Raw genomic sequence first — 13,733 nt, 5'->3', positions numbered from 1 at the left:
AAGGGCTTGCGACATTCCCAAATTAGGATCATCACATTATGGATAAAATAAAGCTCTTAACACTTAAAAATCTCGTACGCAACCCCACCAAAACCCGGCTTGAAATCGCGGAAAGAATATTAGAAAGCGAAGTTATATCTCCGAGTGGAGAAGATAAAAACGGTCTCCGTGCTCAACATGAAGTCGACTGCCCTGAACCCTCTCAGCAACTCCTGAATCTCTCGCTGGATCTCCTTCAAAGTTCTAGCGCCCTACTAAGGGAAGAGGCGATAGGAATCGAATTGCACGGCAAGATAGAAGAAACCGTTCTGGCTTCTTTAGCTTTTCAGCTTTACGCCATTCGCAGCACCTCTGAAAAAGGGGAATTCGAACCTCCAGATATTGACATCAAGGGAGCGTTCTTTAGTAAGCCGCTCATCTTGTCGAACGTGTTGCTTAAGCGGTTTCGGTTCACCGATTGCACTTTTGATAATGCAGTGCATTTAACCGCAGTATCATGTGGTTCCCCGATACAGTTTTCTAGTAGCGCTTTTACCAGTAAAGGCCAGCTATTGATTCGTATGATGCACTCTCCGAAGCCTGATCCACCGCGCGACTGGCAGCCCTCTTTCATATTTAAAGACTGTTCGATAAATCGGATCGAGGCATTTCGGGCAAACGTTTTTCTATTTTTTACAAGATGCTCGATAGAGTCCTCATCCCTACAGCTCCCGGCCGGATCTGTGACGCAATATGTTGATTGCCGGATATCTGACGGCATTGTTCACTCAGTCAGCGCCGAAAGCGACGGACACGACCTGGTGCCTCAGTGGTGGCATAAGGACATCGGTTGGGGGTTAAGTGAATGATTTAACTACTTCGACACGGTGGAATCTGTGACATAGCCTCCCGTGAAGGGGCGCGCATTTTTAGTCCGACTAGGATTGAAGAACCCTCCGTACGGATAGCCCGTTCCCGGGGTAGGGGTATCTCTGGTGTGCGATTCGATTCCATCCTTTCCGATGTCAGGTATACGGACCCCTGCTGTTAAAAACGCTTTTCGGGCCCCGCATCCGTTTCAATCACCTGTGGTCACCTTCGGGAACGTTATTAAATCGAACGCACCCGCCGCGACGTCGTCGACGAGGGCGGTGGGCGCGTTCGATCTGGCGCAGGAACGCCACGAACTCCTGGTGGCAGTGCCGCGGCTTCAACGCGGCGGTGACCTGACCGGTCGCGATGTCGAGAGCGGCGAACAGGGTGCTGGTGCCGTGGCGGTAGTAGTCATGGGAGCGGCGCCCGACCCGGCCCTCCTGCATCGGCAGGATCGGCACAGTGCGGTCCAGCGCCTGGATCTGCGACTTCTCGTCCACACACAGCACGATGGCGTTCTCCGGCGGCGCCAGGTACAGCCCGCAGATGTCGGTCACCTTCCCGACCAGTTCGGGGTCGGTGGAGAACCGGAACGACTCGGCCTTCCAAGGCTTGATCCCGTAGCCACGCCACGCGCGCTGGATCGTCGAGGCGCTGACCTTGATCCGGTCCGCGAGCAGCTGGCTTGACCAGTGCGTGACCCCGAGTTTCTTCGGGGGTAGCTTCAGTGTCTCAGTCACGATCTGGCGATGGTCGAACTCGCGGGGCCGGCCCGAGCACTCCAGATCCTTCAAACCGGCCAGCCCACGCTCGTCATAGCGATCGCGCCACTCAATGACCGTGGTCCGCGAAGCACCGACCCGATCGGCGATCTTGGAGTTCCCGATCCCTTCGGCAGCCAACAAGACCATCCGGGCCCGCTTGTCCAGACCAGAAGTGACCGTCCTTGAACGGACCCAACTCTCAAGCTTCTCGAGATCACCCTCACGCAACACCAGAGCCGGAGCAGGTCGATTGGCCATGCCCCATGATTTCAGATCCTCAACCGTTCAGGAACTAACGACGCGCGCCACTAGAACGTCTCGATCAATACCACCATCTATCGCGCCCATCACCATGGCACGAACACAACGCGCCCCTGAGCAGGACACAGAGGGCTCAATCGAATCACAAGAACCAGCCAATCGTGGAGTGCGAACCTGCAGGTCACCGTATTGGCCGCTCGCGTGGTGGACTGACGAGCACGATCCACAGCACCATCGACCGGCAAGGCCCGGCCGCCTGCTACGACAAACCCGCCATCACCGACCGCGCCGCGGTCCACCTCTGCGCAATCCTGACCCGGGTACGCCTTTTAGAAGACACTCCCTAGTCTCCGACACGTCAGAAAGCCCCGCGCCCGGTTCCCGGGCGCGGGGCTTTCTCGGTCCAGGTCCCGGGGTCAGGAACGCGCCACAGGGACCGGGACGTTCTGCACGAGTGCATCGGCATCCAGAAGAGTGCGCAGGGCGTCGTTCAACTGGCGGGAGCCCTCCGCCACGGCGTCGGCCCACGTGCCCACGGACTCCTCGTTCGCGCCGTCACTGATCTGCTTGAGCAGGGTGACGGGAATGCCGTAGCGGTATCCGATCCTGGCGAAGCAGTAGCCCTCCATCTCCACGAGCTCCGCACGCTCCGCGAGCCGGGTCCGGATGGCACTGTCCGCGATGAAACTGTCACCCGTCGCCAGGCGGGCGGTGGGCAGCAGTCCCGACGTGCCGAGCGTGAGGGCGTTGATCTCCGGCTTACCGTCGATCTCCTCCAGCAGTTCGGAGGAGAAGTCGTGCTTGTACACCTCACGCACCTCGTACACGCCGTTCAGACCGTCGACGAGCCCACCGCAGGTTCCGAGATTGATGATCGCGCTGGGCACCCGACCGTCGACACGCGCCTCCGTGAGCACCTCGGTCAAGCCGATCGCCGCACGCAGCACACCAACCCCCGTGACAAGCACAGGCAGATCGGTGTCGATAGCCTCCGTCTCACTGGTGGTTGCGAAGACGAGAAGGGGCCGACCGTTGGTGATTGTTCCGCGAAGTTCCATGCCCACACTCTAGGTCACAGAAAAGACACCGGCGTGGTGAACCTGTGCGGTTAGAATCAACCGGAGTGCCGTAAACCTGCGTCACAGGAAAGGACACGCATGTACCCCGTCAAGAGGATCGCCGTTGTCGGTGCCGGGCCGGTCGGCATCCAGACCGCCGAACTGCTCGTCGGGTGCGGCTGCAACATTTACGTCGACCTTTTCGAACGCACCCCGGCCCCCTTCGGCCTCATCCGCTACGGGCTGGCCGAACACGCCCCGGGGGACACCCTCACCGAGAAACCCGACGCACCGGCGACACCGCGGCTGAAACTGTTCGGCAACGTGTGCGTCGGCGGGGACATCACCGTCGCCGAGCTCCGCCGCCACTACGAGGCCGTCGTGATCTCCCCCGACGTCGCCTCCGGCGCGGGCTTCTCCGCCACGCGGGAGGCAGGGCGCCTGACCCCCGGTGTCTACACCACCGGCACGGAAGACCCCCTGACCGCGGCCCGGGCCGTCACCACCCGCATCGCCACCGACGCCTGGGTCGGGACGCTGGGCACGCCGCTCCTCGCGGACGCGGGCCGAATCCGCGAGCTACTCGACACACGCGATGTGGCCTACACCTCGTGGGAGGGCTGGTGGCTACCGGAGACGATGATCTCGGCCCCACCCACCGCCGCCGCACTCGCGTCCGCGGCGACGCTGGCCGGCTCCATCGACTGGGACGGCATCGCCCGACTCGCCCGCGGCGTGCCGATCTGCGAGTGACCGGTCCCCTGCGGGACCGCGGAATCCCGTACGTTCCCTGGGCCGTGACGTGACCATCGCTCTCCGGGTCTTCACGTGTAGGCCCAATGCAACTGCGCCGATCCAGGGATACCCGAGGTGGTGGCCCCGCATCACGGGTCCAGCCACCGGGGAGTCGATCCCGGCCGCTGCACCCCGTCACCTACTGCAGGATGTGTGCGACACGTCGATCCGGTGCACCTGTATTACGCTCCACCGCGCGTGTGCCCGCGTCCCATAGTCCGACCGCACCTCTCACCGTGACCGTGCCCCGCCACCGTAACCGTGTAAAGATTTCCTTGACACCTCCGGAATGTAAAGATAACCTTTACACATGTCGGAACCACTGAACACCACCACACTGGCCACGCTGCTCACCCAGGTCGCGTCCCTGCTCGCCACGGAACTCCGGGAGATCGACACCTCCGGCACCGAAAGCATCCCGAGAAACACCCCACCCCGGGACGTCACCCACTCCCTGGCCACGGCACACACCATGCAGCTGCTGTCCACCGAGGCACTGGGGACACTGGTCCACGCGGCCCGGGAACGGGGCACCACGTGGCAGAGCATCGGAAACGCCCTCGGCATCAGCCGACAGGCGGCGTTCCAGAGGTTCGGCAACCCCATCGACCCACGGACAGGAAACCCCATGAACAAACCCACCCCGACCCAACAGCAGGAGGCGGTCACCCACGCCGTGACCTTCCTCGATGCCCTCACCGCCCACGACTGGGAGGGCGCGGCGCGCCTGCTCGGTCCGAAACTCGGCGACGAACTCGACGCGAAATCCCTGGCGGACGCCTGGGCCCAGGTCGTGGCACTCGGCGGCGAACTCGAGGCCCGCCACCCGGCGCAGACGGTGAGCCTCGCCGACGAGGTCCTCGTCGTCGAACAGCTCCTCGACTTCGAGGCGACCGATCTAGTCGGGCGAATCAGCTACAACCGGGAGGGCGAGATGGTCGGACTGTGGTTCCTCCCCGCCGACCAGGCACTCAGCGGAGACAGAACTCACTAGCCCAGTCAAACCTAAGTTACTCACCGGTAATCTTAACCTCGTACCGTCTGGTGACAACTGCTTCAACTAGCTACTACATCCATAAAGACAATTATCGCGATCACTCCAGCACAATGCCCCCCGTTGGTAGAAACAACTCACCGATTTTCATTCGAATAGCCCACAAACTGCACGGTCGGGAGGATCTCAAACCGAAGATTTCGAATAACCCGCTTCGCCGGCCTCATACTCTCCATAAAATTGGATAAACATATCCGAACAACGCGCCAGCTGGCCTAGCCTCTGACACCTTTATTTTTTGCAATAGGGAAGGGATCTTAATGATTAAGAACCGCACGATCAAACAAGCTTCGACTCACACCTCCTAAGAACCGAGAATCCAGCAATGACCAAGTACTGCAGTTGGTCCGCCCGCCATCATGGCAACGCGACCGGATTCCATTATGCAAATTCGATCTCATCCGTCAGAAAATGACAAATTTCGCGGACGGAATACTCAATATAGTTGCTTTTGATGCTTTTTTCGATGGCCGCTGACGATTGGGCAACTCGATAGGTTAATAAAAGCCAATTTAATCCAGAGAAGATCACACGAATGATGGGATCTTCAAGGAAACCGACCCTCATGACCATCCAATCACGTCGCGGGAGAAAGACTGCCGAGAAGGTTCGACCTACGTTCCACCATGCGAACAGGATTCGACATTTGTGGTTCCACGTTTCAGCCACTCCCGCGACGATGGCCACATTTCATTGCAAGCGCCCGTCCGAAAGAGGGAATTCAAAGGAGCAGGACACTGTCATCTACCGCCGGCCTAGGACACTCTGCGTGATCGGCCCGTCCGCAACACCGTTCCAATGCGGCAATCGAGAATACCCCAACAGCTCTCACTCAAAGCGAACCCAGAATAGCACCCCCTCCAAATATTATAAACACAAGTCCGCATTACCGTCATCGATCGCTACACCGAGCCCAGTCAAGTCATGTTAGACACGAATTCGGACAGCAGGCCGATCCATCCATCCATCCAGTACTAGATAGACTCCTTATACTCTTCCACTAGCTGCTCCCCCATTTCTTTTATCACCTCATGAGTAATACCCAATTTTCTTGAAGTATCTTCAACGACACTCCGCGTTTTCCTATCTGCCGCTTCAAAAAATCTGATCATTTTATCAAGCTCGTCAAGCATGGCCTGACTACCCTCATCAGTCATAAAAGAAACCGCGTTTTCGTAAAAGAACCGATGTGCCAAATAGTTGCGAAAGTCGCGAGCCTCCCCCCACATTTCCAAGGTATCAATAGGCGCCAATCCCTCTTTCTCAATCAGCTTTCGCAACCTACCTGCAGTAAGCGAGGAAAGATCAACCTCCCTCCTATCCCAGTCTTCAACATCCGCTATTTTTCCTTTTGCCAAGTTCATTATTAAAACGAGATTTATCATCCCCCTTTCCCAGACCTGTCCTTTATAAAGGGCAAGGCCAGCAGCTGCGTAAACTTCCTTCTGACGACTCCCATCATCGGGAAGGTCTTCTATCCGCGGAAAGTAAGTCATACCAGTAATCATAGAAGAAAATCACAACCTCACATGCTAGTATCTAATACTGATACACCAAGGAGTTTTTGACCGCCGGGACACAACGCGCACGTGCCGACACACCGAGCTGCGCAAGTTTCCCACCTATAGGATGATCTTGGACTGAATTGGAAAACAGTTCCTTGATCTACCCCCAGGTACACATCGGATTGTGCGGTCAAACAAGGTAGATACCCATGGGCATCTTTCACCGATACCATGCGAGTAGCTTGACTACGGGCTGCCCTACGAAGGCCTCACGCACTGATCTCGAATTTCACGAGACAGGGACATACGTGCACAGGGCATGCCTTTTTGCATCGTCCAAACGTCGTGTAGCGCATTGAATACGGCGCGGAGACAGCAGAGGAAGACTCCCAGTAGGTCTTCCCCTATCTACTGCGCACCTTAACTATCTCTCTCCGACTCCAATCGGCTTTCGATGCTTAATATTCTCGCTTCGTCCGACGGGGACCTCCGGGGCGGCCTCATCCATGACCCGGACCTTGGCCCGTTTCCGCATCCGACGCACACCGCAACAGGTCAGGCCCACGCCGAGGGCCAGCAGCGCCACCTCGACAGCGGGGAGCACCCACGTCGCGGTGTCGAGGGCACCGACCACCCGGGGCGCGTTGACGAGCATGAGCGCGGTACCGACCGCCCCGCCGAGCAGACCGGGTTGCATGCGGCTGACGAGCCACGCCGCGAACGGCGCGGCGATCACACCACCGACGAGCAGGGCGGCGACGGCGGGCAGGTGGGCGAGCAGCTCCTCCCGCATGCCGATCGCGAATCCGGTGGTGGCGGCGGCGGTCACCAGGAACTCGGAGGTGTTCACGGTTCCGACGACCCGGCGCGGTTCGGCGTGCCGGAGGCTCATCAGGGTCGAGGCGGTGACAGGTCCCCAGCCGCCCCCGCCGGAGGCGTCGATGAATCCGCCGGTCAGGCCCAGGAGTCCGAGGACCCGTCCCCGGCGGCGGGTGTCCGTGGCGACCGCGTGGTGCGGGGCGCCGCGGGAGAAGCGCAGCAGGAGGTGCAGGCCGATGGCGGTGAGGATCCCCGCCGTGACGGGGGCGGCAGCAGCGGTGGAGAGGTTGGACAGGACGTAGGCCCCGAGAAACGCGCCGACCGCGCCCGGGATGCCGAGGCGCAGCGCGAGCCGCCAGTCGACGTTGCCGAAGCGCCAGTGGCTGATCCCGGAGGCCAGGGTCGTCCCCAGCTCCGCAGTGTGCACCACGGCGGACGCCTGCGCGGGGCCGAGGCCGGCGGCGAGGATGAGCATGGTCGTCGACGTCGCGCCGAAGCCCATGCCGAGTGCGCCGTCGACGAGCTGCGCGATCGCCCCCGCCAGGGCGATGAGGATCAGGGTACGCATGCCGGTGTCCGGTCGCTGGTCAGGGCGTCGGAGTAGCGGGTGGCGACGATTCCGGCGAGGTCGCGGCCGAGCGGTGCGCTGACCGAGATGTCCGGGCCCCCGGGGCGGGTGGCGGGCAGGCGGTCGGTCAGCCGGTCGAGCAAAAGCCCGTGGGTGACGAACAGCGGGAGAACGTGCAGCGAACCGGCTGCGCGGGCGCGGTCGAGGACCGCCCCGGGGCCGCCGCCCGGCCCGGTGGCGGCGATGACGTCGACACGGCGACCGGTCCGCTCGGCGAGCTCCGCCCCGAGTCGCGCCAGGTCAGCCGATGCCCGCTTGCTGGACGTTCCGACCGGGTGGAGGACGGTGTCTCGTCGATCCGCGGCATCCGTGATCAGGCGCTCCGCGAGGACGTCGACGAGATCCGGGCCGGTACCGAGCCCGTCCGCGAGGGTCATCCGTAACCCGGAGACCTCCGTGGCCGCGTGCACTTCCTCGGGGACGTCGGTCGTGGCGTGGAACGCGCGGGTGAACAGCAGGGGCACGACGACGGCCTCCCGGACGCCCGCGACGGCGAGCCGGAGGGCGACGTCCGGGAGGGTGGGCGTCGACAGGTCCAAGTGGGCCGGGTGCGCGGGCAGGTCCAGGAGGTCACCGGCGGCCGCGGTCAGCTCGGCGATACCGGCGTCGGCGTGGGGGTGACGGGATCCGTGGGACAGGGTGATCAGTGCGGGACGCGGGTCAGTCACGGCCATCACCGCCGGTGCCGTCGACCAGGCCTGCGGCGAGGGTGTCCCCGGAGGCGGGGTCGATGAGCAGGAGGGAGCCGACGGCACCGCGGGCGGTGAAACCGTCGACGGGCAGGGCCTCGGCGACCTGGATCTCGGCGCGCACGATGTCGTTGAGGGCGAGTTCGCCCGGGGCGTCCCGCATCACGTCGTCCACCGGGGCGTCGATGTCGATGCCCGCGGTGATCCGGGTGACCCGGCCCCGGACCAGGGACGTGCCGTAGCGCAGCTTGAGCAATTGGCCCGGGCGGACGGCTTTCTCGGCCAGGCCGACGAGCGTGGCGGTGAACTCGCGGACGTCGTCGGGGCGGTCGGCACCGGCGATGAGGTCACCGCGGGCGAGGTCGATGTCGTCGGCGAGGCGCAGCACGACGGAGTCGCCGGGTAGCGCGAGTTCCGCCTCCCCGTCCGGGGTATCGATGCCGGTGACCGTCGTGGTGCGCCCCGACCCGAGATGCACCGTGTCGCCGGGTCGGATCTGTCCGGCGGTCACCCGGCCCGCGTAGCCGCGGTAGTCGGTGGCGTGATCGCGGATGACGGTCTGCACGGGGAATCGGAGTCCCAGCTCGCCGACCTCGGGACCGGCGGGCACGGTCTCCAGGATCTCGAGGACGGTGGGGCCGGTGTACCAGTCGGTGTTGGTGCCGCGCTCGACGACGTTGTCCCCGAGCAGCGCGGAGGTGGGCACCACGAAGGTGCTGGTCACACCGAGGCGGTCGGCGAGGGCGGTGAACTCGGTCTCGATGGCGCGGTACACGGACTCGTCGAAGCCGACGAGATCGATCTTGTTCACCGCGAGGACCACCGTGTTCACGCCGAGCAGGGCTGCGGCGGTGAGGTGGCGGCGGGTCTGGGTGACGATGCCGTTGCGGGCGTCGACGAGCAGCACGACGACGCGGGAGGTGGACACACCCGTGACGGTGTTGCGGGTGTACTGCACGTGGCCCGGGGTATCGGCGAGGATGAAGGTGCGCTTCGCGGTGGCGAAGTAGCGGTAGGCGACATCGATGGTGATGCCCTGCTCGCGTTCGGCGCGCAGGCCGTCGACCAGCAGGGAGAGGTCGACGTGGTCCAGGCCCTTGGCCCGGGAGGTCGCCTCGACGGCGGCGAGCTGGTCGGCGAGCACCGATTTCGTGTCGTGGAGGAGGCGACCGACGAAGGTCGATTTGCCGTCGTCGACACTGCCCGCGGTGCACAGCCGGAGGGTCTGGCGGTCGTGTAGCGCCTCGATCGGGGCGGGGGCGGTGAGGGTGCTGGTCATCAGAAGTAGCCTTCCTTCTTGCGGTCCTCCATGGCGGATTCGCTCAGGCGGTCATCGGCGCGGGTGGCGCCACGTTCGGTAAGGGTGGAGGCGGCGATCTCGGCGATCACGGCGTCGACGGTGTCGGCGTCGGAGTCGACGGCGCCGGTGCAGGACATGTCCCCGACGGTGCGGAACCGCACGCGGCGGGTCTCCAGGGTCTCGCCCTTGCGGGGACCACCCCACCCGCCGGCGGTCAGCCACATGCCGTCGCGGTGGAACACCTCGCGGTCGTGGGCGAAATAGATGGACGGTAGTTCGATGTTCCGGGCGCCGATGTACTCCCAGATGTCGGCCTCGGTGAAGTTGGAGATCGGGAACACGCGGATGTTCTCACCGGGCAGGTGTCCGCCGTTGTAGAGGTTCCACAGTTCGGGCCGCTGGCGGCGGGGGTCCCAGCCGCCGAAGCTGTCGCGGACGGAAAAGATGCGTTCCTTGGCGCGGGACCGTTCCTCGTCGCGGCGGGCACCGCCGAGCACGGCGTCGTAGCCCTGTTCGGCGATGGTCTCCACGAGGGGGATGGTCTGGAGGGGGTTGCGGGTGCCGTCGGGGCGTTCGCTGAGTTCACCCCGGTCGATCCAGTCCTGGACCTTCGCGACGCGCAGTCGGGCGCCGGTGCGTTCGACGAGGCGGTCGCGGAACTCGAGAACCTCGGGGAAGTTGTGCCCGGTATCGATGTGTAGCAATTCGAATGGTACAGCGGCGGGGGCAAACGCCCGGCGGGCCAGTTCGTGGACGACGACGGAGTCCTTGCCCCCGGAGAACAGCAGGGCGACCTTGTCGAACTGTCCGGCGACTTCGCGGAGGATCTGGATGGCCTCGTTCTCCAGGTCCTTCAGGTGCGGGGACAGCGGCGAGCCGGTGCCCCGGTCGGTGCGGGCGTCGGAGGTGGTGTCGGTGAGGGTGGTGGTCATGTGTGGAGTCCGCATTCTGTCTTGTTCTGTCCGGCCCAGCGGCCGGCCCGGGGGTTTTCGCCTTCGGCGACGGGCAGGGTGCAGGTGGCGCATCCGATGGACGGGTAGCCACGGGTGGTCAGGGGGTGCCGGATGAGGTCGTGGTCGACGATGTACCGTTCGGTCTCCTCGAGTGACCAGGTCACCAGGGGCGAGATCTTGAGTCGGCCGGTTTTGTCGAGGGTGACGGCCGGGGTGTCGGCGCGTAGCGGGGAGTCGGCGCGACGCAGCCCGGTGACCCATCCGATGTAGCCGCTCATCGCGGCGGCGAGTGGCTCGACCTTGCGCATTCGGCAGCAGGCCGTGGGGTTGCGGCGGTAGAGCGCGGGCCCGTAGGTGGCGTCCTGCTCGGCGCGGGTGAGGATCGGGGTGGCGGTGACCAGCGGGAGCGGGTACCGGTGGCGCACCGCATCGGCGACGTCGAGGGTTTCGTCGAAGTGGTAGCCGGTGTCGAGAAACAGTAGGTCGGCGTCGGGAAGGTACCGGGACGCGAGTTCCGCGAGGACGGTATTCTCCATCGACATGGTCACCGCAACGGGACCGTGCACGTGTTCGGCGACGGTCGCGAGGATCGTCTCCGCGTCGGCGTCGTACAGTGCGTCGGCGTGCGTGTCGACGAATGCGGCGAGCTCGGCGCGGGTCCCGGGGTCGAGTGGTGCGGTGGTCGCCGCCCCGGCGGGTGAGACCTCGGGGTCGCGGTGGGCGCGGGGGCGGGCGAAGCGGCTGAGGTCGGTCACGGTACCCGCACCCCCGGTGTGTGTCCGTGGTGGTCGAGGGATGCGGCGAGTGCCTCCGCGGTGGAGGGCGCGGGCGCGGGCCGGTTCGCCGGGTCGTTGCGCCCGTGGAACATCACGGAGAACACTCTTCGGCATTCCTGGCAGGCCCACGCGAAGTCGGTCTCCTCGTCGGGGAAGAGGTCGGTTCCGCCGCAGTAGGCGCAGTACTGGGGGAAGCCGCGGTTGGGGTTGGGCTTGTCGACGCGGTAGCTCACTGCAGGTCCCCCTCGTCGGCGCGCAGGACCCAGTCGCGGAACTGCTCACCCTCGGTGCGCTGCTCGCGGTAGCGCTCGACGAGGCGAACGACGTAGTCGCCGAGTTCCGCGGAGGTGACCTTGTGTCCGCGCAGCTTGCGGCCGAAGTCGGGGTCGAACCCGAGGGCGCCGCCGAGGTGCACCTGGAAGCCCTCGACCTTGTTGCCCTCATCGTCGGTGACGAGCTGGCCCTTGAGTCCGATGTCCGCGACCTGGGAGCGGGCGCAGGAGTTGGGGCAGCCGTTGAGGCTGATCTTCAGGGGGACGTCCATGTCGCCGAGCCGGTCCTCCAGTTCGTCGACGAGCTGGATCGCCCGCGCCTTGGTGGTGACCAGGGCAAGTTTGCAGAACTCGAGGCCGGTGCAGGAGATCACGCCGCGGCGGAACTCGCTCGGCTCCGGGTGTAGTCCGGTGGCGTGGAGCGCCTCCTTGAGGGGCTCGACCTGCCGCTTTTCCACGTCGAGGAACAGCAGCTCCTTGTCGACGGTGGTCCGGATCCGGGTGACGCCGTGAGCCTCGGCGGCATCGGCGATGGCGATGAGCTGGTCGCCGGAGGCGTGGCCGACGGTGGGCTTGACGCCGACGTAGAAGCGGCCGTCCTTCTGCGGGTGGACGCCCAGGTGGTCACGGTTGCCGGGATTGACGGGCGCCGCCGGGCCGTCGAGGAGCGGGCGTCCGAGGTAATCCTCTTCGAGAACCTGGCGGAACTTCTGCACGCCCCACTTCGCCACGAGGAACTTCAGGCGTGCGCGGTTGCGCAGGCGGCGGTAGCCGTAGTCGCGGAACACCTTGACCACGGACGCCCAGACCTCCGGTACATCGTCGAGCGGCACCCAGACGCCGAGGCGCTGGGCGAGCATCGGGTTGGTGGACAGGCCGCCGCCGACGTAGACGTCGAAGCCGGGGCCGTGTTCGGGGTGGTTCACGCCGATGAAGGCGAGGTCCTGGATCTCGTGGGTGACGTCCTGGCGCGGGGAACCCGAGATGGCGGACTTGAATTTGCGAGGCAGGTTGTGGAGCTCCTCGCGGTGCAGCCAGTCCGAGGTGATGGCCTCGATGGCGGGGGTCGCGTCGATGATCTCGTCGGCGGCGATGCCCGCGACGGGTGATCCGAGGATCACGCGGGGAACGTCACCACAGCCGCAGAGGGTGGACAGTCCGACGGCGTCAAGTTTCTCCCAGATCGCGGGGACGTCCTCGATGCGGATCCAGTGGAGCTGGATGTTCTGCCGGTCGGTGAAGTCGCCGGTGCCGCGGGCGTAGTCGCGGGAGATCTCACCGACGGTGCGCAGTTGCGTGGTGCTGACAATGCCGCCGTCGAAACGCACCCGCATCATGAAGAACGTGTCCTGCAGTTCCGCGTTGGTGGCTGTACCGGTGTGCTCACCGCCGAGATCCTGGCGGCGCTGCGTGTACAGGCCGACCCACTTGAACCTGGGTGCGAGGTCGTCTTCCGCAATGGAGTCGAAGCCCTGCTTCGAGTAGATGTCGATGATCCGTTGCTTGCAGGACATCCCCGGGTCCTCGGCCTTGATCCGCTCGTCGGCGTTGAGCGGTTCGGTGCCGTCGATCTTCCACTGGCCGTCCGGCCTGTGCTGCCGGGCGGGCCGTTCCTTGACGGTGGTCGGTGCCATGGGTGCTCCTTGGAAAGCCCGGTTCCGGCAGTGCCGGGGCCGGGGCCGCGATGGGGGTGCTGTTGGTGCGGCCAAGTCTGACACAGCAAACGCTTGCATGACCATAAAACCGGCATTTTTTATGTACCGATCAGTCTATTTTTTCACATTTATCTGCCATTACATGCGACTTTAAGAAGCGAAAGTCGGTGAATGAAATAGACCGTTCTGTACACAACCCTGTTCACTTCACCCCTCCTCGCGCCAGGAGACGCTCCCGACCGCAGCAGCACCGGCACCCCAGGCCACACACCGGCCGACCCGCAACACCGGGAGCAGCGGGGACACCCCTGGCGGCGCTGCTCCGATATCGCTTATATTTATTCAGAAACAG

14 protein-coding genes and 1 pseudogene are annotated in these 13,733 nt (G+C 63.9%); 4 read left to right on the top strand and 11 right to left on the bottom strand.

Annotation, left to right across the window (positions count from 1 at the left end; genetic code table 11):
• Positions 1-38: 38 nt before the first annotated feature.
• A complete protein-coding gene (locus JDV76_RS09970; protein WP_198736743.1) occupies positions 39-848 on the top strand; it encodes a hypothetical protein in 810 nt (269 codons plus the stop codon).
• Between the two features lie 213 nt (positions 849-1,061).
• Here the strand turns inward: JDV76_RS09970 and JDV76_RS09965 are convergent, their stop codons facing one another.
• A complete protein-coding gene (locus tag JDV76_RS09965) occupies positions 1,062-1,874 on the bottom strand; it encodes an IS630 family transposase (protein ID WP_232959234.1) in 813 nt (270 codons plus the stop codon).
• 419 nt (positions 1,875-2,293) lie between these two features.
• Entirely contained in the window at positions 2,294-2,935 is a 642-nt protein-coding gene (locus JDV76_RS09960; RefSeq protein ID WP_198736742.1) for a nucleosidase, read from the bottom strand.
• Between the two features lie 99 nt (positions 2,936-3,034).
• On the opposite strand from JDV76_RS09960, the gene JDV76_RS09955 reads away from it, so the two are divergent.
• The 3 genes and pseudogenes from JDV76_RS09955 (at position 3,035) to JDV76_RS12945 (ending at position 4,724) form a co-directional block, all read left to right on the top strand.
• Entirely contained in the window at positions 3,035-3,688 is a 654-nt protein-coding gene (locus tag JDV76_RS09955) for a hypothetical protein (RefSeq protein WP_198736741.1), read from the top strand.
• 547 nt (positions 3,689-4,235) lie between these two features.
• Positions 4,236-4,328 (top strand): annotated as a pseudogene (locus tag JDV76_RS12660) (DUF3887 domain-containing protein); the annotation flags it as partial.
• A 30-nt stretch (positions 4,329-4,358) separates the two neighbouring features.
• The gene (locus tag JDV76_RS12945) at positions 4,359-4,724 is read left to right on the top strand and encodes a DUF3887 domain-containing protein (protein ID WP_336244258.1); all 366 of its coding nucleotides are present in this window, start codon (positions 4,359-4,361) and stop codon (positions 4,722-4,724) included.
• A 441-nt stretch (positions 4,725-5,165) separates the two neighbouring features.
• Here the strand turns inward: JDV76_RS12945 and JDV76_RS09945 are convergent, their stop codons facing one another.
• The 9 genes from JDV76_RS09945 to JDV76_RS09910 all read right to left on the bottom strand — a co-directional run bounded on the left by JDV76_RS09945 (position 5,166) and on the right by JDV76_RS09910 (position 13,360).
• Positions 5,166-5,471 carry a hypothetical protein gene (locus JDV76_RS09945; RefSeq protein WP_198736739.1) on the bottom strand — a complete coding sequence of 102 codons (306 nt, stop codon included), beginning with the start codon at positions 5,469-5,471 and terminating at the stop codon, positions 5,166-5,168.
• A 287-nt stretch (positions 5,472-5,758) separates the two neighbouring features.
• Positions 5,759-6,280: a hypothetical protein gene (locus JDV76_RS09940; RefSeq protein ID WP_198736738.1), complete on the bottom strand. Its 522-nt coding sequence runs from the start codon at positions 6,278-6,280 to the stop codon at positions 5,759-5,761.
• A 433-nt stretch (positions 6,281-6,713) separates the two neighbouring features.
• Positions 6,714-7,676 carry a sulfite exporter TauE/SafE family protein gene (locus JDV76_RS09935; RefSeq protein ID WP_198736737.1) on the bottom strand — a complete coding sequence of 321 codons (963 nt, stop codon included), beginning with the start codon at positions 7,674-7,676 and terminating at the stop codon, positions 6,714-6,716.
• A complete protein-coding gene (locus JDV76_RS09930) occupies positions 7,664-8,404 on the bottom strand; it encodes a sirohydrochlorin chelatase (RefSeq protein WP_248140936.1) in 741 nt (246 codons plus the stop codon). The genes JDV76_RS09935 and JDV76_RS09930 overlap by 13 nt, the downstream gene beginning before the upstream one ends.
• Complete coding sequence (locus JDV76_RS09925) at positions 8,397-9,704, bottom strand: sulfate adenylyltransferase subunit 1 (RefSeq protein ID WP_198736735.1); 1,308 nt, start codon at positions 9,702-9,704, stop codon at positions 8,397-8,399. Before JDV76_RS09925 ends, JDV76_RS09930 begins: the two co-directional genes overlap by 8 nt.
• Positions 9,704-10,657: a sulfate adenylyltransferase subunit CysD gene (cysD, locus tag JDV76_RS09920; protein WP_198736734.1), complete on the bottom strand. Its 954-nt coding sequence runs from the start codon at positions 10,655-10,657 to the stop codon at positions 9,704-9,706. The genes JDV76_RS09925 and cysD overlap by 1 nt, the downstream gene beginning before the upstream one ends.
• Positions 10,654-11,433, bottom strand: coding sequence for a phosphoadenylyl-sulfate reductase (locus JDV76_RS09915; RefSeq protein WP_248140934.1), 780 nt, complete (start codon positions 11,431-11,433; stop codon positions 10,654-10,656). Before JDV76_RS09915 ends, cysD begins: the two co-directional genes overlap by 4 nt.
• Positions 11,430-11,687, bottom strand: coding sequence for a hypothetical protein (locus JDV76_RS12655; protein ID WP_248140933.1), 258 nt, complete (start codon positions 11,685-11,687; stop codon positions 11,430-11,432). Before JDV76_RS12655 ends, JDV76_RS09915 begins: the two co-directional genes overlap by 4 nt.
• Positions 11,684-13,360 (bottom strand): nitrite/sulfite reductase, encoded by a 1,677-nt coding sequence (locus JDV76_RS09910; protein ID WP_198736733.1) that lies wholly within the window; start codon positions 13,358-13,360, stop codon positions 11,684-11,686. The genes JDV76_RS12655 and JDV76_RS09910 overlap by 4 nt, the downstream gene beginning before the upstream one ends.
• Positions 13,361-13,733: the final 373 nt, after the last annotated feature.

Source organism: Corynebacterium marambiense (assembly GCF_016342275.1).
Taxonomy (GTDB): domain Bacteria; phylum Actinomycetota; class Actinomycetes; order Mycobacteriales; family Mycobacteriaceae; genus Corynebacterium; species Corynebacterium marambiense.
This window is presented reverse-complemented; position numbering and strand designations above follow the sequence as displayed.

Bases quoted from the DNA above. Each gene is read 5' to 3' on its own strand.
- JDV76_RS09925 (WP_198736735.1), bottom strand. From the start codon at position 9,704: ATGACCAGCACCCTCACCGCCCCCGCCCCGATCGAGGCGCTACACGAC.
- JDV76_RS09935 (WP_198736737.1), bottom strand. From the start codon at position 7,676: ATGCGTACCCTGATCCTCATCGCCCTGGCGGGGGCGATCGCGCAGCTC.
- JDV76_RS09940 (WP_198736738.1), bottom strand. From the start codon at position 6,280: ATGACTTACTTTCCGCGGATAGAAGACCTTCCCGATGATGGGAGTCGT.
- JDV76_RS12945 (WP_336244258.1), top strand. From the start codon at position 4,359: ATGAACAAACCCACCCCGACCCAACAGCAGGAGGCGGTCACCCACGCC.
- JDV76_RS09910 (WP_198736733.1), bottom strand. From the start codon at position 13,360: ATGGCACCGACCACCGTCAAGGAACGGCCCGCCCGGCAGCACAGGCCG.
- JDV76_RS09960 (WP_198736742.1), bottom strand. From the start codon at position 2,935: ATGGAACTTCGCGGAACAATCACCAACGGTCGGCCCCTTCTCGTCTTC.
- cysD (WP_198736734.1), bottom strand. From the start codon at position 10,657: ATGACCACCACCCTCACCGACACCACCTCCGACGCCCGCACCGACCGG.
- JDV76_RS09955 (WP_198736741.1), top strand. From the start codon at position 3,035: ATGTACCCCGTCAAGAGGATCGCCGTTGTCGGTGCCGGGCCGGTCGGC.
- JDV76_RS09965 (WP_232959234.1), bottom strand. From the start codon at position 1,874: ATGGCCAATCGACCTGCTCCGGCTCTGGTGTTGCGTGAGGGTGATCTC.
- JDV76_RS09970 (WP_198736743.1), top strand. From the start codon at position 39: ATGGATAAAATAAAGCTCTTAACACTTAAAAATCTCGTACGCAACCCC.